Genomic DNA, 19,446 nt, shown 5'->3' with positions numbered 1-19,446 from the left:
GACGATGACCGCAACCGGACCGTTTCGCAGCATCCCCCTTGAAGGTGGGTTGAAGCTCGACTTTTTCGATCTTGGCAACCGTTATTTCGGCGACTATCATCGCATCAAGATCCTGGTGCGTTGCGAAGTCCCGCTGCGGGAGGCGATGTTTGCCGCCGAGGATGACCCGCGACGCGCGTTTGACCGTGCCCGGCGCAGGCTGGGCGAGCGGGTGGTTTATGAAAAGAGCCTTGAACGGATGGGGGTCGCCGGGGCCGATGTCGAGGCCGTGCGCGGTCGGATGATCGATGCCTTTCTGAGCAGCGCCGGACCCTATCTGCGCCACCCCGAGTTTCCCCGACGGCTGGTCGAAAGCCGATTGCGCGCGCATCGAGTCCACCCGCTGACGATCGCGGGACGCTGATGATCGAGGTCCGCATCGAGAGCCTCGCCTTCGGTGGTGACGGGGTCGGCCGTCATCAGGGGCAGGCGGTCTTCATTCCGCTGACGACTCCGGGCGATCTGGTGCGCTGCCGGGTGACCGAGCGGCGACGGCGTTATCTGCGCGGCGAACTGGTGGAGCTGCTCGAAGCCGGTGAAGGCCGGTGCCGGCCGCGCTGCCCGGTTTTCGGCCGCTGCGGTGGTTGCCACTGGCAGCATCTCGATGAACAGACCCAGCAGCACTGGAAGGAACGCCTGTTCAGCGACATTCTCAGGCGTCAGCTGCGGCGTGACGCGTTGCCGCTGCAGCCCCTGCTCGCCGCGCGGCAGGCCTGGAATTATCGCAGCCGAGTACAGTTCAAGTGTCACGCTCTCAAGGAAGGGATTGCGATCGGTTTCTATCGGCGCGGCAGTCATTTCGTTGAGGCCGTCGATCACTGTCCGATTGCCGCCGAGGCCGTCAACCGGGTTCTCCCCTGGTTGCGTGACCTGCTGCCGCGGGTCCCCCGCCCGGACCGGGTTCCGCAGGTCGACGTCGGTTGTGACGACCATGATCGGCTGCGGCTGGTGGTCCATGATATCGCCCCCGCCGGGGCAGGCGCCGGGCCGCGGTTGCGGGCGGCGGCGGAAGACGCCGGCTGGGCGCTTTTTTCCCAGTCGGGACGCAAACAGACCCTGCGGCAGCTGGTCGGTCCGCCCGACTTGGAGATCCGGGTCGATGATCCGCCCCTCCGGCTCGGTTACGGGCCGGGCGGTTTTGCCCAGGTGCATCTCGAACAGAACCGGCAACTGGTCGCCGCCGCCCTGGAGATGCTCAGGCTGCAGGGAGACGAGCGGGTGCTTGACCTGTTCTGCGGCATGGGCAATCTCAGCCTGCCGCTGGCCAGGCGGGTCGCCCGGATTGACGGCGTCGAAGCCCATGCGCCGTCGATTGAGCAGGCACGGAAGAATGCCGCGGTCAACGGTATCGGCAATGCCGCGTTTTTCGTCGCCGACGCCGCCCGCTTCCTGCGTCAAGCCGACACGACCTACGATCTGGTCGTTCTTGATCCGCCCCGCGGCGGCGCCCGGGAAGTCACGCGCGCGCTGCTGAGCCACCGCCCGCGGCGAATCCTTTACATCTCCTGCGATCCGATGACTCTGGCCCGTGATCTGAATCCCCTGCTCGGCCAGGGTTACCGGCTGCTCTCCGCCCGCGCCGCCGACCTCTTCCCGCAGACCTATCACCTTGAAAGTCTTTCCCTGATCGAAGCCGGATAACAGGTCCCGCGGGAGCTTTTTCTCTTGCACTTTCAGTCCCTTCATGCTAAGACATGTCAGGTTTTACCGTTCACTCGAAAAGTGAGCTTTCAGCTCGCTTTTTTTATTTTGGGGATACGGGTGGTACAGCAAGTCATGACAGAGCGGGTTGCCGAGCTGGTAGCCCCGATTATCGAAGAATTCGGCCTGGAACTGGTCGATGTTGAATACAAGCGGGAGCGCTCGGACTGGTTTCTGCGCCTGTTCATCGACAAGCCGGGCGGCGTGACCCTTGATGATTGTGCCGATCTGAGCCGTGAAGTTGATCCGCTGCTTGAGGTCGAGGGCCTGATTCCGCATGCTTACCGGCTTGAGGTTTCATCGCCGGGACTCGATCGGCCGCTGAAAAAAGCCGCCGATTTCGCGCGTTTTGTCGGTGAGCGGATCCGGGTCAAAAGTCGGGACCCTCTCGACCCGGATCATCGCGGCCACGCCCGGAAGACCTTTCGCGGTATCCTGCAGCGGGCTGACGGTGAGAGCCTGACCATTGCCCAGCAGGACAAGCGGGGCGGTGAAGTGACTTTCCGTTATGACGAGTTGGCGGAAGCCAATCTCGACCCGCAATTCTGACAGAGAACAAAAGACAGTCCTGATACAGGGGGATATTGATGGAGCAGAACCTGAACCAGATTATTGACCAGGTGGTCAAGGACAAGGGCATTGACCGGTCCGTCCTCGTGGAAGCCCTGGAGGCCGCCATCCTCTCGGCCGCCAACAAGAAATACCGCAATACCCGTGACCTTGAGGCGCAGTTCAACGATGAGGTCGGCGAGGTCGAATTGTTCGAGTTCGTGACCGTGGTTGACGAGGTGGAAGATTCCTACCGGGAAATCGATATCGAAGAAGCACGCGAGATCGATCCCGAGGTTGAAATCGGCGACTCTCTCGGTATGAAGATGGACGCCACCGGGTTCAGCCGCATTGCCGCCCAGACCGCCAAGCAGGTTATTATCCAGAAGGTCCGGGAAGCCGAGCGGGAAGGGATTTTCAACGAGTTCAAGGACCGGATCGGGGAACTGGTCAACGGTATCGTGCGACGTTACGAGCGTGGCGACCTGATCGTCGATCTCGGTCGTGCCGAGGCCCTGCTGCCGCATCGTGAGCAGGTGCCGCGCGAGAACTATCGCCAGGGGGATCGGGTTCGGGCCTATGTCGCCGATGTCCGCATGTCGACCAAGGGGCCGCAGATCATTCTCTCGCGTACCGCTCCCGGTCTGGTGGCTTCCCTGTTCAAGACCGAAGTTCCCGAGATCAGCGAGGGTATCGTCGAAATTGTCGGTGTCGCCCGTGAGCCGGGCAGTCGCGCCAAGATCGCCGTGGTGTCCCACGACTCCGATGTCGATCCGGTCGGCGCCTGTGTCGGGATGCGTGGTTCCCGGGTGCAGAATGTTGTCTCCGAATTGCGCGGTGAAAAGATCGACATCATTCCCTGGACTCCCGATATCGCCCGTTTCGCCTGCAGCGCTCTGTCACCGGCCGAGGTGACGCGGGTCTATGTTGACAACGAGGAACAGGCGCTGGAGGTCATTGTCCCGGATGATCAACTTTCCCTGGCCATCGGCAAGAAGGGGCAGAATGTTCGCCTGGCTGCCCGTTTGACCAGTTGGAAGATCGATATCAAGAGTGAGACCCGGGCCGCTGAAGCCGAGCTCGAAGAAGAGATCGAGAACGCCAATTTCGACAATGTCGCGGTTGAGGAAGAGGCTGTGGCCGATGTCGCGGCTGAGGACACCGCTGCCGAGCCGACCACCGTAACCGATCCCGCCGAGTTGAGCCGTGATCAGTTGTATGAACTGGCCAAGGAACACAAGCTCGCCGGACGCAGCGGCATGAGCAAGCAGGAACTGCTGGATAAACTCCAGGAACTCGGCGTTTTCGCCGCGGCGGAGGACGATGACGCCGGCAGCGGGGAGCAGGAGTAGGTCGCTGGTGGCCGCCGGGCACAAGCCGCAGCGGACCTGTCTCGGATGTCGTGAGACCTTCGATCAGCACCGCCTGATCCGTTTTGTCCCGGCCCCGGACGGAACCTTGCTGGTCGACTACCGGCGCAAGCTTCCGGGCCGCGGAGCCTATGTCTGCGCCCGCCGGCAATGTCTGCTGCAGGCCGCAGCGAAAGGCGGGTTCAGTCGTTCCTTCAAGCGCGAGTTGCGTGTTGATGGTCAGCAGTTGCTGGCCCGGGTTGCCGATCAGCAGCGTCAGACCATCGACAATCTCATCGGCATGGCGCGCAAGGCCGGCCAGGGAGTCGGCGGCAGCAATCTTGTCCTTGGTGAACTGCAGCGGGGTAGCGATATCGCCCTGGTGCTGCTGGCGAAGGATGTTTCGGCCGGAATCGGCAACAAGGTCTGTCTCGCTGCCGGTAACAGACCTGTCAGACAGCCGGACTGGCTTGACAAGAGCCGGTTGGGCGTCCTGTGTGGACGAGCGGAACGTAGTGTTCTGGCCTTGAGGTCGGGGCCGATAGCTGAAAAACTGCTGTACGAGTTTTCAAGATACGATCAGATTGCAGGGGATTGTTAATGTCAAAGATCAGGGTTTACGAATTGGCGCAGAAGCTCGGGCTCGAGAACAAGGATCTGCTGGCCAGGCTCAAGGATGCCGGCATTGAGGCGAAGACGCATATGAGTGTGCTCGAAGCAGATGCCGTGCAGAAGTTTGAAGCCGGCAGAGAACAGGCCGAGGAAAAACCGGCCATCATCGAGGAACGCCGCATCTCCTCGGGGTTGATTCGCCGCCGTCGCAAGGAGGTTCCCAAGCCGGAGCCCAAGCCGGAGCCGGTTGCCGAACCCGAGTCCGTCGATAAAGCGGCAACCGCCGCGGCTGCGCCTGAAGCGCCTGCCGCCGACGCGTCGTCCGCTGCTGCCACTGCCGCTGAAGAAGCGGCACCGGCAACGACCGATTCCGCCCCGCAGATTGACGTTGAGCCGACTGTTGAAGAACCGGCGGTTGAGGCTGCTCCGGAGGCGTCCACCGAGAAAACGGTCAAGACCGGGGGCAAGGCTGAAGCCAAGGTCGAGGGTAAGGCCGAGGTCGAGGTCGAGAGTGCCGCGCCCGCTGCCGCGGAAAAGTCGGCAGCGCCTGAAACCGCGACGTCCGAGCCGTCCGCGCCCGCCGTGGTTGAAAAAGCTTCCCCGAATCGCGCCAAGATCCTCGGCCGGGTCGAACTACCGCAGGCGGCACCGCAACAGCGTCGTCAGGGGCGTCCCTCCGGAGGTCAGCCGGGTCGCCGACCTGCCGGCAATGCCCCGGGGCGTCCGGGGGCCCCCGCCCGTCCCGGAAGACCCGCGCCCGGTCCGGCGCCGGCGCCGGTGGGTGATATCCCCGGCGGCAAGGAAACCCGCAACAAACGCAAGAAGAAGGGCAAGGGCGGCGATGGTCCGGCGGGTGTCGATCGGCATGAACGTCGCAGCAAACGCGCCCGCATGGAGGTCTTCGAGCCGGACCGGACCGACCGTTATCGTCGCGCCAAGCGTTCCGGCAAGCAGCAGAAGAAGACCGAAATCACCGTGTCCAAGGCGATCAAGCGCAAGATCAGAATTTCCGATGTCATCACCGTCGGCGAGCTGGCGAAGCGCATGGGGGTCAAGGCCAATGACCTGATCCGGGAACTGATGAGCCAGGGGAATATGGTGACCATCAACCATCCCCTCGATTACGAAACCGCCGCCATCCTCGCTTCGGAGTTCAACTACGAGGTCGAAAATGTCGGTTTCAACGAGGAAACCATCCTCAACGTCGACAAGGCTGCTGTCGGTGAAGACAAACCTGAAGATCTCGAACCGCGGCCGCCGGTGGTCACCATCATGGGCCATGTCGATCACGGCAAGACCAGTCTGCTCGATGCCATCCGCGCGACCAATGTGATCGCCGGCGAGGCCGGCGGCATCACCCAGCATATCGGTGCCTACGACGTTGAACTGGACGGCAGGAAGATCGCCTTCCTCGACACTCCCGGCCATGAGGCATTCACCGCCATGCGTGCCCGCGGGACCAGCGTGACCGATATCGTGATCCTGGTCGTGGCCGCCGATGACGGCGTCATGCCGCAGACCCGCGAGGCGATCAACCATGCCAAGGCCGCCGGGGTGCCGATCATCGTTGCGGTCAACAAGATCGACAAGCCGGGCGCCAACCCGGAGAAGGTCAAGCAGGAACTGACCGAGTTTGAACTGGTCCCTGAAGACTGGGGCGGTGATACCATCTTTGTCGAGGTGTCGGCCAAGGAAAAGACCAATATCGACGGTCTGCTGGAGATGATCCTGCTGCAGGCCGAGGTGCTCGATCTCAAGGCCAATGCCAATAAGCATGGTTGCGGTGCCATCGTCGAGGCCCGTCTCGACAAGGGCCGCGGACCGGTGGCAACCCTGCTGGTTCAGGAGGGCACCCTGCGCATCGGCGACCCGCTGGTGTCAGGCGCTCACTACGGACGGGTGCGGACCATGACCAATGACCGCGGCGAGCAGGTTCAGGAGGCCGGACCTTCGACGCCGGTTGAGGTGACCGGCCTTTCGGGCGTTCCCGACGCCGGTGACACCTTCAATGCCCTTGATGATGAAAAGGCGGCCAAGGAGGTTGCCCAGCATCGCGCCCAGAAACAGCGCGAAGCCGAGCTGGCCAAAACCAGCAAGGTGTCTCTTGACCAGCTTTACGCCCGTCTCCAGGAAGGGGATGTCAAGGAACTCAAGGTCATTCTCAAGGCCGACGTTCAGGGTTCCGTCGAGGCGGTCAGGGATGCGCTGGTCAAGCTCTCCAACGATATCTGCCGACTGGTGGTCATTCATACCGGGGTCGGCGGCATCATCGAGAGCGATGTCACTCTGGCGACCGCGTCCGACGCGATCATTATCGGCTTCAATGTCCGTCCCGAACCGAAGGCCGCAAGCCTGGCCGAGCACGAAGGGGTCGATATCCGCCTTTACAGCATCATCTACGATGCCGTGGCGGACGTGAAGAGCGCCATGGAAGGTCTGCTGGCGCCGACCCTTAAGGAAGTCGCCCTCGGTCGCGTCGAAGTCCGTGATACCTTCCACGTATCCAAGGTCGGCACCGTTGCCGGCTGCTACGTCCTTGACGGCAAGGTTTCTCGCAACGCCCAGGTTCGCCTGGTGCGCGACAGCGTGGTCATCTGGGAAGGCAAGCTCAACAGCCTCAAGCGTTTCAAGGATGACGCCCGCGAAGTTCAGGCCGGTTACGAATGCGGTATCGGGCTGGAGAACTACAATGATGTCAAGGTCGGTGATATCATTGAAGCCTTCGAAATCGAAGAGATTGCAACCACGCTTGACTGATGCCTGCTGCGGCGGCTTCTGCTGCCGCGCGGAGCGAAGGGACGGGGTTGGGGAATGGTTGTCGGTATTCTGCGGCTGGAGCTGCTGCTGCACGGCCCTCAGAGCCTGAAGGAGAAGCGCGGGCTGCTGAAAAAGCTGATTGCCCGGCTGCGCAACCGTTTTCCGATCAGTATCGCCGAGGTTGATCATCAGGATTGCTGGCAGCGGGCCGGTCTCGGTATCGTTGTGGTCGGGGTCGAATCTGCTCCGATTGAACGGCTGGCCGACTGTCTGGAGGAGGAAATCGCCCGTTCCGGCCTGGCGGAAACCGGTCTCAGGCATTTCGAATTGCTGCATTACTCCGGAGTTGTCGAGGCCGGTTGATTTTAAATGGAGAAAAATATTACGTGGAATTCCAGCGTTCACAAAGGGTTGCCGAGGTTCTGCACCAGGAAATCTCGCGCCTGATCCAGTTTGAATTGAAAGATCCCCGGCTCGGTTTTGTCACCATCACCGCCGTTGATGTCAGCAGGGATGTGCAGCATGCCAAGGTCCATTACACGGTGATTGGTGACGAGGCGGCACAGAAGGACTCCGGTCGTGCCCTGCAGAGTGCCGCCGGGTTCATCCGCCGACAGCTCGGACGGGTTCTGCATCTGCGCACCGTGCCGGAGATTGTTTTCCAGTACGATAAGTCGATCGCCTACGGAAACCACATCGAATCCCTGATCCGGGATGTCAACAAAGACCGGGATGATGCTGCAGAAGATAAGTGAACTGATCAACAGCAGCCACTCTATCCTGATCGCCTCTCACTCGAGTCCGGACGGAGATGCGATATCCTCCACGCTCGCCCTTTACAACGCCCTGAAAAAAATCGGCAAAGAGGTGGTTGCCTACAATCGCGACGAGGTTCCCGGTGATCTGCGTTTTCTTCCGGGAAGTGACGCGTTGATCCGTGAGCTGCCGGCCGGGCGTTCCTTTGACCTTGGACTGGTGCTTGATGCCGGAGAGTTGCGTCGTGCCGGGACCGAACTGCGTGACCGCTGCGCCCGACTGGTCAATATCGATCACCATCCCCACTCCGAAAGCTTTGGTGAAATCAACTATGTTGATGTCAAAGCCAGCGCCACCGGCATCCTGATTTACCGCCTGCTGAACGAACTCGGCTACGCCATCGATTATCCGGTCGCGCTCTGTATCTACACCGCCATTCTGTCCGATACCGGATCCTTCCGTTACTCAAATGCGGACCCGGAGAGTTTCGAGGTCGCCGGAAAGCTGGTGGCGATGGGCGTCGATCCCTGGAAGGTGGCCTCCGGTCTCTATGAAAGCCAGGAAGAGGTGAGCCTGAAGCTGCTCGGTCTGGCATTGCAGACCCTGGAGGTTTCTCCCTGCGGTCGTTTTGCCGCTCTGACGGTGACCGGCGAGATGCTCGCCGCAACCGGAGCGACGGCCGAGCATACCGATCGCTTCATCAATTATCCCCGTTCCATCGAAGGGGTCGAAGTGGCGGTTTTCTTCCGCCAGGTCGATGCCGGACAATTCAAGGTCGGGTTTCGTTCCAAGGGACATGTTGATGTCGGGGCCCTGGCCCGCGAGTTCGGTGGTGGCGGGCACCACAATGCAGCCGGCGCCCTGCTTAAAGGGACCGCTGCTGCCATCCGCCGACAGGTGTTTGAACGTCTCGGTGAACTGCTCCCCAATCAATGACCGGACTACTGCTGATCGATAAACCCGAGGGGCTCAGTTCCTTCGATGTTGTCCGACGTGTGCGTCGTTCCCTGAAGATCAAACGGGTCGGACACGGCGGCACTCTCGACCCGTTCGCCACAGGACTGCTGCCGGTGGCGGTCGGGGACGCGACCCGGCTGCTTGAATACCTGCTCGGCGACTGGAAACGTTATCGGGCCGTCATGTGTCTCGGCATCGCCACCGACACTCTCGACAAGACCGGCAGGGTGATCGCGCAGACCCGTCCGGATGACGGGATCCACAACCGGCTGGATGAGGTTTTTGCCGCCCACACCGGCCTTGTCATGCAGGTTCCTCCGATGTATTCAGCTCTCAAGCGTGACGGAGTTCCTCTGTACAAGCTCGCCCGCCGGGGAGCCGAGGTCGAACGGAAGGCCCGGCAGATTGAGATCCGCGAGCTGAAGCTGCTGGCGGTCGAGGGTGACGATGTCAGTTTCGAGGTCTATTGTTCCAAGGGAACCTATGTGCGGACCCTGGCCGATGACATCGGCCGCGAGCTCGGCTGCGGGGCACACCTGACGGCGTTGCGGCGCCTGGCCAGCGGCCCCTTCAGCCTGGATGACGCCCTGCCGCTGGAGACGATTGAAACCTGGGACTGGAGCACTCCCCATCCGCGCCTGTTGAGTCCGCTGCAGGCCATGTCCGGATATCCGGTGGGACAGTTGTCCTGCTCCGCGCGGCAGCGTCTGGCCCATGGCGTGCCTCCGGCCGCCGTGGATGTCGCTTTCGACCGTCCGCCCGAGGCCGGCGAACTGGTCTGCCTGGCCACCGAGGGACAACTACTGGCGATGGCCCGGTTCGCGCCAGCTCGCGAACGGGAGAAAAGGGGTGATTTTGAGCTCTGCAAGGTGTTTAATACCTGAACGGGCAGGCTCTCCGTGCTTTACAGGCCGGGGGTTTTGTGTTAAAAGGTCCGGTACTCTGAACGCCGGTATGGCCGGCATGAATCAACACATCACGTAAGAAGGAGGTGGCAACGTGTTCGCCACGGAACGTAAACAGGAAATCATCAACAAATTCCAGAAGCACGAGGGTGACACCGGGTCTCCCGAAGTCCAGATCGCCCTGCTTTCTGAGCGCATCACCTATCTGACGGATCATTTCCGCACCCACAAGAAGGATCATCATTCCCGACGTGGCCTGCTGAAGATCGTCGGTCAACGCCGTCGTCTGCTCGACTACCTGAAGAAAAAGGATGTTGAGCGTTATCGGACGATTATCAAGGAACTCGGCATCCGTCGCTGATCGGGCAACAGGTTCTTCGTCTGGGCGAAGGGCGGTTGCCCTTCGTTTTTTTTGGGTTCGGTGGAGGTTGTCCTAAGAGAGGGTTTGCTGTCGCGACATTGCGGCACGAATTCTGTCTCAGGCCATCCTCCTTCAGCCGGTCCTTGTCCGCGACGAAGAACCTGCCTTTTCATCGATCGATGCCCCAACAGGCTTGAGGAGGAACTCACATGGCCTATCACAAGGTAGAAGTAGAATTCAATGGACAACCGCTGTCCCTTGAAACAGGAAAAATGGCTCGTCAGGCCGACGGAGCGGTGGTCATCAGTTATGGTGGCACCAAGGTGCTCTGTACGGTTGTCTCGGCGCGAAAAATGCGCGAAGGTCAGGATTTCTTTCCCCTGACCGTCAATTACCAGGAAAAGTTCTATGCCGCCGGCAAGATTCCCGGCTCCTTTTTCCGCCGCGAACGCGGCGCGACGGAGCGTGAAACCCTGATCTGCCGGTTGATCGATCGTCCGATGCGGCCGCTCTTTCCCAAGGGTTACCTGTTCGAAACCCAGATCATGCCGACCGTCATTTCGGCCGACTGCGTCAACGATCCCGATACCCTGGCGATGGTCGGGGCCTCGGCCGCCGTGGTCGTGTCCGATATTCCCTTCGAGGGTCCGATCGCCGCCGTGCGCGTCGGCCGTGTCGGCGGGAAGCTGATCGCCAACCCGACCCTGGAACAGCAGCAGGAGAGCGACATCGAAATCGTCGTTTCCGGTTCGCGCAACGCGGTGATGATGGTTGAAGGCGAGGCCGACCTGATTTCCGAAGATGAGATGCTTGAAGCGATCTTCTTCGGTCACGAGGCCCTGCAGCCGCTGATCGACCTGCAGCTCAAGCTGCAGCAGCTGGTCGGCAACGAGAAGCGTCCCTTTGAAGTCGCCGAGGTCGACGCCGAACTGGAAGCGAAGGTTGTCGAGCTGGCCGAAGCCCGTCTCGCCGAGGCGGTGCGCATCCAGACCAAGCAGGAGCGCTACGCCGCCATCGACCAGGTCAAGGCTGATGTCAAGGAAGCCCTTGCCGAAGCCTACGAGGGCCGCTCTGATGAGATCGGCAACATCCTCGGTGCCATCGCCAAACGTCTGGTGCGGCAGATGGTCACTAAAGAGAAAGTGCGGATCGATGGTCGCGACATGACCACCGTGCGCCCCATCAGCTGTGAAGTCGGCGTACTCCCCAACGCCCACGGCAGCGCGCTGTTCACCCGTGGGGAAACCCAGGCGCTGGTGGCGGTGGCGCTCGGCACCTCGATGGACGAGCAGCGGATGGACAATATCCAGGGCATGGAATTCAAGAAATTTCTGCTGCATTACAATTTCCCGCCGTTCTGCGTCGGTGAGACCAGCATGCGGCTCTTCCCCGGCCGGCGCGAGATCGGTCACGGCATGCTGGCCGAGCGGTCGGTTGCCAAGATCCTGCCGGAGCATGACGATTTCCCCTACACCATCCGCCTGGTTTCCGACATTCTCGAGTCGAACGGCTCTTCGTCGATGGCCAGCGTCTGCGGTTCCTCCCTCGCTCTGATGGACGGCGGCGTACCCACCAAGGACGCGGTGGCCGGTATCGCCATGGGCCTGATCAAGGAAGGGGACGATATCGCCATTCTCTCCGATATCCTCGGTGACGAGGATCATCTCGGCGACATGGACTTCAAGGTGACCGGCACCAAAGACGGCGTCGCCGCCCTGCAGATGGACATCAAGATCACCGGGGTCGACAAGGCGATCATGAAACAGGCGCTGGAACAGGCCCGAGAAGGCCGGATTCATATTCTCGGCAAGATGGCTGAAGCGCTGCAGGCTCCGCGTACCGAACTGGCGCCAAACGCTCCGCGCATCACCATCGTCCAGGTCAAGCCCGAGCAGGTGCGCACCGTCATCGGTTCCGGCGGCAAGACCATCCGCGGCATCATCGAGGCGACCGGCTGCCAGATCGACATCGAGGACGACGGCAAAGTCAAGGTCTTCTCCTCCGATGCCGCCGCCGCCGAGGCTGCCAAGAAAATGATTCGCGACCTGACCGAAGAGCCGGAAGTCGGCAAGCTTTACCAGGGGACAGTCAAGCGGATCATGGAATTCGGCGCTTTCGTCGAAATTATTCCCGGAACCGACGGCCTGGTGCATATCTCCGAACTCGCCAAAGAGCGGGTCAAGGCCGTGACCGACATCCTCAAGGAAGGGGACTCGGTGCTGGTCAAATGCATCGGCATCGATCGCCAGGGTAAAATCAAGCTCTCCCGTAAGGAAGCCCTCGGCGAATCCGCCCCGGAAGAGAAGTAATATCAGCGGCGGGACATGATTCAGTCCACGACGCTGCAGAATGGCCTGCGGGTCATTACCGAATACGTGCCGGGAGTCCATTCCGTATCCATAGGTTTATGGGTCGCGAATGGTTCCCGGCACGAACCTTTTGAGCACAACGGCGTCGCTCACTTTGTCGAACACATGTTGTTCAAGGGGACGACCCGTCGCACGGCTCGTGCCATCGCCCGGGAGATCGACGCGGTCGGTGGTTTTCTCAATGCCTTCACCACGCGTGAATTCAGCTGTTTTTATGCCAAGGTCATGGGAGACAAGCTGCCCATGGCGCTTGATCTGCTGGCTGACATCATCCTCGATTCGACCTTCGATCCCGAAGAGGTGGAAAAAGAAAGGAAGGTTATTCTCCAGGAACTGCACATGGTGGAGGATGCTCCCGAGGATTGCATCCATGATCTTTTCTGCCAGCTGTTCTGGAAAAAACATCCGCTCGGTCTGCCGACGGCCGGCACGGCGAAAACCGTTTCCGGGTTGCAGCGACAGCAGCTGATCGACTATCGCGACCAGCGTTTCGTCGGTCGAAACCTGATGGTCTGCGCCGCGGGGGCGGTCAATCACGATCTCCTTCTCAATGATGTTGAACGGTTGCTTGGGAGTCTGCCTGCCGGCTCCCTTCCCGCCGGCGGCGGCGGATTTGAACCCCAACGTCGGGTCAGTCTTGAACATCGGGATCTGGAACAGGTTCATTTCTGCCTCGGGACCAGGGCATTGCCGCAGAACCATCCCGACCGTTTTGCCGGTTTTTTGCTCAACGCCATACTCGGCGGCGGCATGAGTTCCCGCCTTTTTCAGGTGATCCGCGAGGAACGCGGACTTGCCTATTCTGTCTACAGTTACCTCAACTGTCATGTCGACAGTGGTTGCCAGGTGGTCTATTCCGCCACGTCGCCGACCGATTCAGCGGATGCCATCCGCCTGGTGCTGGCGGAAATGCGGCGCCTCAAGGAAGAGCCGGTTGAAGATGACCTGCTCCATGACATCCGTGAGCAGTTGAAGGGCAACCTGATTCTTTCCCTGGAAAGCACCGACAACCGGATGAGCCGACTGGCCAAAAATCAGTATTATCTCGGTGGACAACTTGAAATTGACACCGTTATTGAACAGTTTGACCGGGTGACCGCGGAGGATGTGCGTCAACTGGCCGCCGAACTTTTCACCAACCGGAGTCTCAACCTGCAGTTTCTCGGCAAACTGGAGGTGAGCGGTTTTCCGATGTTCGATTTAAGCTTAGACCCGAATTAGTGAGTACATTGCCAACGAATAGCACAAGTCATTGGCCTGCCTGCGTTTTTCAAAAATCATCAGCGAACCTATGGGTGCGCCTTAAATTTTTGAAAACCTCATTCAGGCCAAGCACTTGCACTCTTCATCCGGCATGAACTCACTGATTCAGGTTAGACTGAGAGGTTTTCGTGTCATCACCTGTTGTTCGTTGTCTCCGTCTGCATCCCGATGCCGTTTTGCCGTGTTACATGACCGCCGGGGCCGCCGGTATGGATCTGCATGCCGTCGTTGACGGGAGCCTGCTGCTGACGCCCGGTGAACGCTGCCTGGTGCGCACCGGCCTGGCGCTGGAAATCCCTCCCGGTTTCGAAGGCCAGGTTCGTCCACGGTCCGGTCTCGCCCTGCGCCATGGCCTGAGCATGGTCAATGCGCCGGGAACAATTGATTCCGATTACCGCGGTGAAATCGGGGTGCTGTTGATCAATCTCGGCCAGGAGTCGATTCGAATCAGCAGCGGCGACCGGATCGCCCAGCTGGTGATCGCTCCCGTTGTCCAGGTGGAGCTGGTCGAAGTTGCCGAGCTGAACGACAGTGAACGGGCCGATGGTGGTTTCGGTCATACCGGTATTCGCAGGGAGGTGTGATCGTGGGTCAGGTGGATTCCCCGGAAGAGTTGTTTGATTTCCCCTGTGATTTCCAGTTCAAAGCCTTCGGTGAGACGGCGTGTGAGGAGAGCTTCTTCCGCGAGGTTCTGCAGGCGGTCAGCCGGGTGATTCCGGTGGGCCGGGAGGCCCTGCGTTCGCGGACCAGCTCCGGCGGTCGCTATATCTGCGCGACCATCACCGTCCGAGTGAGCAGCCGTGACCAGATGGAGGCCATCTATGCCGAGCTGCGGACTCTTGAAGGACTGCGTTACCTGCTCTGACCCCTGTCGCGTGGAGGTGGCGGTTGTTGCAGACGCCGGTTAATCAGTGTATTCTCACACCTGATTCAGACGATATCCAAAGTCAGGAGTCCCGATCATGCTGATGCCCATTAACGCTGAAACTCCACAACTCCGTCTCGTCCGCCGGGTTGTCGAGACACTGACCCGTGGCGGAGTGATTGCCTATCCCACCGACACGATCTACGGGATCGGTTGCGATATCTTCAACAAAAAAGGGGTCAGGAAGATCTACCAGATCAAGCAGCGGGATGCCCGCAAACCCTTTTCCTTCATCTGTTCCGACCTCTCCGAGGTTGCCAACTATGCCCGGGTCAGCAATTTCGCTTTCAAATTGATGAAACGCCACCTGCCGGGCCCCTATACCTTTGTTCTTGAGGCGAGCCGCGTGGTTCCCGATCTGCTGGTGACCCGGCAGAAAACGGTTGGCATCCGGATTCCCGACAATCCCATTGCCACCGCGATCGTCCGTGAACTCGGTCATCCTCTGGTAACGACCAGCGCCAACCTGGCCGGTGACGAAATTCTTCAGGATCCCGCCGATATCGAAGAGAGTCTCGGCAGGAAGCTCGACCTGGTGATCGACGGCGGCATCCTCAACAGCAAACCTTCGACCGTGATCAGCCTGGTGAATGATCAACCTGAAATCCTGCGCCTGGGATGCGGTTCGGTGGACTGGTTGGAGCAGGGCTGATGCGTAAAGAGGTGACGGTTGCCTTCTATCCCTGTTGCTTTGAAACAGAGACCTGGTCGTACGAGGTCGATCGTGCCGCGATCAACGCCCGGCTTGAATCTCAGGGGGAGGAACTGGCCGGGCTGGGTGTGCGGTTGCGGATTGTCGATGACAACAGCCGGACCATTGAAGTTCGAGGGTACGGCGATCTGCTCAACAGTATTCGCCTTCGTTCTCCGGCCGACGGGATTTCCAACCTCTGCCTCGGACATATCATCGGACCGAGTCGTGACTGCGACCTGATCGAAGATATCCGGCGAGGGATCAACCGCGTCGCTTTCGCGCCGGAAATGATCCGCCCCGAGGATGAAAACCTTCGGGTCTGTCATAATTGCGGTTGCGGCTGCTGAATATCTCCCGGGATTCCATCTGAATCAGCGGGTTCATGCCGGTTCCAGATTTCCGTGCCGAATTATAAAAACTTCTTTGTCCGTAGTGGTACACTGCATCTATACCCAAAACCGTCACTATCGGACAGCCTGGAAGGATGAGCTGTTTATGGCTCGTAAAATTTTCATTGCCGCGACCGGCCAGAACAGCGGCAAAACCACCACAAGCCTGTCATTGATGCATATGGCCCGCAAAAAGTATCCGCGGGTCGGTTTTATCAAGCCGATCGGGCCGAAGCCGGTGCTTTACCGCGGCATCAGCGCCGACAAGGACGCGGTGGTCATGGCGCGGGTTTTCGGGCTTGAAGACGATCTGCGGCTGATGTCTCCCTTCGTGCTGCAGCCGGGGGATACCCGCCGCGTTCTGGACGGTAAGATTGACCGCGACCTGATCGCCGAACGGATGATTGAGGCGATTGAGGAACTTGACGCCAAAAATGATTTCCTGATTATCGAAGGCGCCGGTCATCCGGGCGTCGGTTCGCTGCTCGGCTGCAACAACGCCCGCCTGGCCGCGGAATCCGGCGCGGCGGTGATGCTGGTGACCGGCGGCGGACTCGGTAACGTGGTCGACAGCGTCTGCATGAACCTGGCCTTGTTCGAGAAAGAACAGGTCGAGGTCAGGGCCGTGCTGGTGAATAAAATCATACCTGACAAGCGCGAGCGGACCCTGAATTACCTGGAACGCGCTTTTGCCGACCATACTCTCAAGTTGATCGGTGGTTTCAATTACCAGCCGATTCTGGCCAACCCGACCCTGCGGCGGATTGCCGGGGTTCTCGATATCGAGCTGCATGCTGACGAGGAGGAGGCGCAGCGGATCGTCCATCACGTCCAGCTCGGCGCGGCCAGCGCCCAGCGGGTCGCGGGTCTGTTGCAGGACTCAACACTGGTTATTGTCAACAGCAGTCGGGATGAGTTGATCGTCACCCTGGCGAACCTCTACCAGATCCCCGCATGGCGCGCCAAACTGGCCGGGATCATCATTCCCGGAACGGGTGAGGTCAGCGACATCTCCCAGCAGATCATCGAAACCAGCGGCATTCCGTACATGCGTGCCGGGCGGACATCGACCAGGGTGTTTGAAATCATCAAGGAAGATGTTTCCAAGCTGACCGCGGAAGATACTCACAAAATAGCTTTGATCAGTGAACTGGCTGAAAAGCGCTTTGATTTTGAAGCGATTGACGCTTTATTCGACCAGGAGACCAGGTCTCCCGGACGACCGACAACCTCCAACGACACGGGGCATTTATGAGCGACTGGGGCCAGGGTTCTCCCGGCGATGAGTTTGAAAAGAAAGTTGTCGAGATCGGCAAGCATCTCAAGAATAATTTCCGACCGAAAAAGGAGCTGCTGATTGTCATCGTGCTGCTGGTACTCGGTTTCGGCGTCTTCAACAGCTTCTACGAGGTCGATACCGAGGAGACCGGTGTCCTGCTGCGGCTGGGCAAATTTGCCGGTTATACCGAGCCGGGACTTCATTTCAAGCTTCCCTTCGGTATCGATCAGGTCTACCTGGTGAAAACCGGACGGGTTCTCAAGGCCGAGTTCGGATTCCGGACCGTAAACCCCGGTGTGCGGACGACCTACACCAAGCGGGGGCTGGAGGAGGAAGCCCTGACCTTGACAGGGGACCTCAACGTCAGCGATGTCGAGTGGATCGTGCAGTACCAGGTCGCCGATCCGTTCAAGTATGTTTTCCGCATCAAGGACCCGGTTGAAACCATTCGCGACCTGTCCGAAGCGATGGTGCGACGGGTGATCGGCAATTCCAATGTCAGCGCGGTTCTGACCACTGAACGCGCGCAGCTGGCGACCGAAATCCAGAAGGATCTGCAGAAGATCCTCAACGACTACGACATCGGCGTGCGCATTGTCACCGTCAAGTTCCAGGATGTGACTCCGCCGGACCAGGTCAAGGCAGCTTTCAACGAGGTCAACGAGGCCGAACAGCAGAAGGAGAGTCTTATTTTCCAGGCCCGTGAACAGTTCAATCGCGAGGTCCCGAAGGCGCGTGGCACGGCCAAGAGAACACTGCAGGAAGCCGAAGGCTACGCGGTCGAACGGATCAACAAGGCGCGCGGCGAAACCGACCGTTTCCTGGCGCTGTTGACCGAATACCACAAGGCACCGGAAGTAACCCGCAGACGAATCTATCTTGAGACCCTCGAAGAGGTGCTGCCCCGATTGAAGGAGATCTATATCATGGACGGAGACGGTACCGGAGCGCTCCCGCTGCTGCCGCTGCGCGCGGAAACGAAAGGGGGCGGCAAATGAAAACCCCGATTCTGATTGTTGTCGTGGCGCTGGCCGTTATCCTGGCCAGCAGCAGTCTCTACGTTGTCAATGAAGCCGAGCAGGCGATTGTCACCCAGTTCGGCAAGCCGGTCGGTGATGTCAGCACGCCCGGTCTGCATTTCAAGATTCCCTTTATCCAGAACGTCAACAGGTTTGAAAAACGGATTCTGAAATGGGACGGTGATCCCAACCAGATTCCGACCAAGGACAAGCGGTTTATCTGGGTGGATACCACCGCTCGTTGGCGGATCGTTGACCCGCTGGTTTTTTTCAAGACCGTGGCCACGGAACGGGGCGCCCAGAGCCGTCTGGATGACATTATCGACTCGGTGGTCCGGGACGCGGTTTCCGAACGGCTGCTGGTTGAACTGGTGCGCGGCAAAGATTACAAGCCCCAGAAGCAGGAAGCGGAAAAATTTGTCGTCGAAGGGGTCGAGGTCCGTCCCGAACAACTGGTCGGGCGAGAGGAGATCCTTGCCGGCCTGCTGACCAAGGCCCAGGCCAGTACCCCGGAATACGGCATCGAACTGATCGACGTGCAGATCAAGCGCATCAATTATGTCGAACAGGTCCGCAAGCGGGTCTACGAGCGGATGATCAACGAGCGCAAGAAGGTAGCGGCCAAGTACCGCTCCGAAGGGGAGGGCGAACAGGCCGAGATCCTCGGCCGGATGAACCGTGAGCTGAAGGGCATTACCTCCGGGGCGTTGCGCAAGGCTCTTGAAATACGCGGCAAGGCGGACGCCGAGGCGGCGGCGATCTATGCCGGTGCCTACAATCGGGACCCGGAATTCTACTCCTTTCTGCGAACCCTTGAATCCTACAAAAAGACGATCCGGGAGAACGGCCGACTGGTTATTTCCACCGATTCCGATTTTTATCGTTATCTGAAACAGCTTACGCCGAAGAATTCCCGACGTTAGAACTGCTGTGCCCGGCAGGAGCCGGGGGATCGTTGCAAGAGGAGGAAGGAATGGAAAATCGCTTCATCATGACCGCGTTCGGTGAGGATCGTCCGGGAATCGTCGCGGATGTCACCCGCATCCTGTTTGACAACGGCTGCAATCTCGAAGAAACCAGTATGACGCAACTGGCCGACGAATTTACCCTGATCCTGCTGTTTTCGGCGGACCGTCCGGAGATGACCGAGCTGCTGGAACGTGAATGCCGTCGGCTGGAAAAGGAGAAGGGCATTTCCGCCTTTGTCAGGCTGTTGCGGAACCGGAGCGGGCGAACCATGGTCGCGCGGGCCGGTTCGGTGCTGCATGTCGAAGGGGTCGACCAGGCCGGCATCGTCTATAAAGTCAGCCAGTTCCTGGCCGACAAGGGGCTGAATATCTGTGACCTGAAATCGCAGGTCAGCCCGTCCCCCGGCAGCGGCACCATCCTCTATATTATGGATATCCACGTCCAGTTGCCGGAAGGAACCGACCTGTCCGCCTTCGAGCAGGGTCTGGCTGTTGTCGCCGATGACCTGAATGTCGATATCAGCTTCAGCGCCTGATCAACGAACTGAGGAGGC

The 19,446-nt window shown here is 59.8% G+C and carries 21 protein-coding genes; all 21 read left to right on the top strand.

The window, feature by feature from the left end; translation table 11 throughout:
* Positions 1-4 precede the first annotated feature (4 nt).
* The 21 genes from C2E25_RS03940 to C2E25_RS03840 all read left to right on the top strand — a co-directional run bounded on the left by C2E25_RS03940 (position 5) and on the right by C2E25_RS03840 (position 19,428).
* Positions 5-403: a hypothetical protein gene (locus C2E25_RS03940; RefSeq protein WP_103114487.1), complete on the top strand. Its 399-nt coding sequence runs from the start codon at positions 5-7 to the stop codon at positions 401-403.
* Positions 403-1,680: a class I SAM-dependent RNA methyltransferase gene (locus tag C2E25_RS03935; protein WP_103114486.1), complete on the top strand. Its 1,278-nt coding sequence runs from the start codon at positions 403-405 to the stop codon at positions 1,678-1,680. Before C2E25_RS03940 ends, C2E25_RS03935 begins: the two co-directional genes overlap by 1 nt.
* Positions 1,681-1,800: 120 nt before the next feature.
* Positions 1,801-2,289, top strand: a complete 489-nt coding sequence (rimP, locus tag C2E25_RS03930) for a ribosome maturation factor RimP (RefSeq protein WP_103114502.1) — start codon at positions 1,801-1,803, stop codon at positions 2,287-2,289.
* A 38-nt stretch (positions 2,290-2,327) separates the two neighbouring features.
* Positions 2,328-3,641 carry a transcription termination factor NusA gene (nusA, locus tag C2E25_RS03925; protein WP_103114485.1) on the top strand — a complete coding sequence of 438 codons (1,314 nt, stop codon included), beginning with the start codon at positions 2,328-2,330 and terminating at the stop codon, positions 3,639-3,641.
* 7 nt (positions 3,642-3,648) lie between these two features.
* Positions 3,649-4,239 carry a DUF448 domain-containing protein gene (locus C2E25_RS03920; protein WP_158247116.1) on the top strand — a complete coding sequence of 197 codons (591 nt, stop codon included), beginning with the start codon at positions 3,649-3,651 and terminating at the stop codon, positions 4,237-4,239.
* A complete protein-coding gene (gene infB, locus C2E25_RS03915) occupies positions 4,239-7,007 on the top strand; it encodes a translation initiation factor IF-2 (RefSeq protein ID WP_103114483.1) in 2,769 nt (922 codons plus the stop codon). Before C2E25_RS03920 ends, infB begins: the two co-directional genes overlap by 1 nt.
* Positions 7,008-7,061: 54 nt before the next feature.
* A complete protein-coding gene (locus tag C2E25_RS03910) occupies positions 7,062-7,370 on the top strand; it encodes a DUF503 domain-containing protein (protein ID WP_103114482.1) in 309 nt (102 codons plus the stop codon).
* 23 nt (positions 7,371-7,393) lie between these two features.
* Positions 7,394-7,762, top strand: a complete 369-nt coding sequence (gene rbfA / locus C2E25_RS03905) for a 30S ribosome-binding factor RbfA (RefSeq protein WP_103114481.1) — start codon at positions 7,394-7,396, stop codon at positions 7,760-7,762.
* On the top strand, positions 7,722-8,699 hold the full coding sequence (locus C2E25_RS03900) for a DHH family phosphoesterase (protein ID WP_233189325.1): 978 nt from the start codon (positions 7,722-7,724) through the stop codon (positions 8,697-8,699). The genes rbfA and C2E25_RS03900 overlap by 41 nt, the downstream gene beginning before the upstream one ends.
* Complete coding sequence (gene truB / locus C2E25_RS03895; RefSeq protein WP_103114479.1) at positions 8,696-9,604, top strand: tRNA pseudouridine(55) synthase TruB; 909 nt, start codon at positions 8,696-8,698, stop codon at positions 9,602-9,604. The genes C2E25_RS03900 and truB overlap by 4 nt, the downstream gene beginning before the upstream one ends.
* Before the next feature lie 115 nt (positions 9,605-9,719).
* Positions 9,720-9,986 (top strand): 30S ribosomal protein S15, encoded by a 267-nt coding sequence (gene rpsO / locus C2E25_RS03890; protein ID WP_085008561.1) that lies wholly within the window; start codon positions 9,720-9,722, stop codon positions 9,984-9,986.
* A gap of 209 nt (positions 9,987-10,195) precedes the next feature.
* Positions 10,196-12,295, top strand: a complete 2,100-nt coding sequence (gene pnp / locus C2E25_RS03885) for a polyribonucleotide nucleotidyltransferase (protein WP_103114478.1) — start codon at positions 10,196-10,198, stop codon at positions 12,293-12,295.
* A gap of 15 nt (positions 12,296-12,310) precedes the next feature.
* Entirely contained in the window at positions 12,311-13,576 is a 1,266-nt protein-coding gene (locus C2E25_RS03880) for a M16 family metallopeptidase (protein WP_103114477.1), read from the top strand.
* A 170-nt stretch (positions 13,577-13,746) separates the two neighbouring features.
* The gene (gene dut / locus C2E25_RS03875; RefSeq protein ID WP_103114476.1) at positions 13,747-14,202 is read left to right on the top strand and encodes a dUTP diphosphatase; all 456 of its coding nucleotides are present in this window, start codon (positions 13,747-13,749) and stop codon (positions 14,200-14,202) included.
* A gap of 2 nt (positions 14,203-14,204) precedes the next feature.
* Positions 14,205-14,483, top strand: coding sequence for a YbeD family protein (locus C2E25_RS03870; RefSeq protein WP_158247115.1), 279 nt, complete (start codon positions 14,205-14,207; stop codon positions 14,481-14,483).
* A gap of 97 nt (positions 14,484-14,580) precedes the next feature.
* Complete coding sequence (locus C2E25_RS03865) at positions 14,581-15,195, top strand: L-threonylcarbamoyladenylate synthase (RefSeq protein WP_103114474.1); 615 nt, start codon at positions 14,581-14,583, stop codon at positions 15,193-15,195.
* Entirely contained in the window at positions 15,195-15,584 is a 390-nt protein-coding gene (locus tag C2E25_RS03860) for a hypothetical protein (RefSeq protein WP_103114473.1), read from the top strand. The genes C2E25_RS03865 and C2E25_RS03860 overlap by 1 nt, the downstream gene beginning before the upstream one ends.
* Before the next feature lie 148 nt (positions 15,585-15,732).
* Positions 15,733-16,881, top strand: coding sequence for a phosphotransacetylase family protein (locus C2E25_RS03855; protein ID WP_103114472.1), 1,149 nt, complete (start codon positions 15,733-15,735; stop codon positions 16,879-16,881).
* Complete coding sequence (hflK, locus tag C2E25_RS03850) at positions 16,878-17,903, top strand: FtsH protease activity modulator HflK (RefSeq protein ID WP_103114471.1); 1,026 nt, start codon at positions 16,878-16,880, stop codon at positions 17,901-17,903. Before C2E25_RS03855 ends, hflK begins: the two co-directional genes overlap by 4 nt.
* The gene (gene hflC / locus C2E25_RS03845) at positions 17,900-18,847 is read left to right on the top strand and encodes a protease modulator HflC (RefSeq protein ID WP_103114470.1); all 948 of its coding nucleotides are present in this window, start codon (positions 17,900-17,902) and stop codon (positions 18,845-18,847) included. The genes hflK and hflC overlap by 4 nt, the downstream gene beginning before the upstream one ends.
* A gap of 50 nt (positions 18,848-18,897) precedes the next feature.
* The gene (locus C2E25_RS03840) at positions 18,898-19,428 is read left to right on the top strand and encodes a glycine cleavage system protein R (protein WP_103114469.1); all 531 of its coding nucleotides are present in this window, start codon (positions 18,898-18,900) and stop codon (positions 19,426-19,428) included.
* Positions 19,429-19,446 lie beyond the last annotated feature (18 nt).

The organism is Geothermobacter hydrogeniphilus (genome assembly GCF_002898515.1).
Classification (GTDB): Bacteria; Desulfobacterota; Desulfuromonadia; order Desulfuromonadales; family Geothermobacteraceae; genus Geothermobacter_A.
Note: the sequence above shows the minus strand (reverse complement) of the source record. Positions and strands in the feature narration are given on the sequence as shown.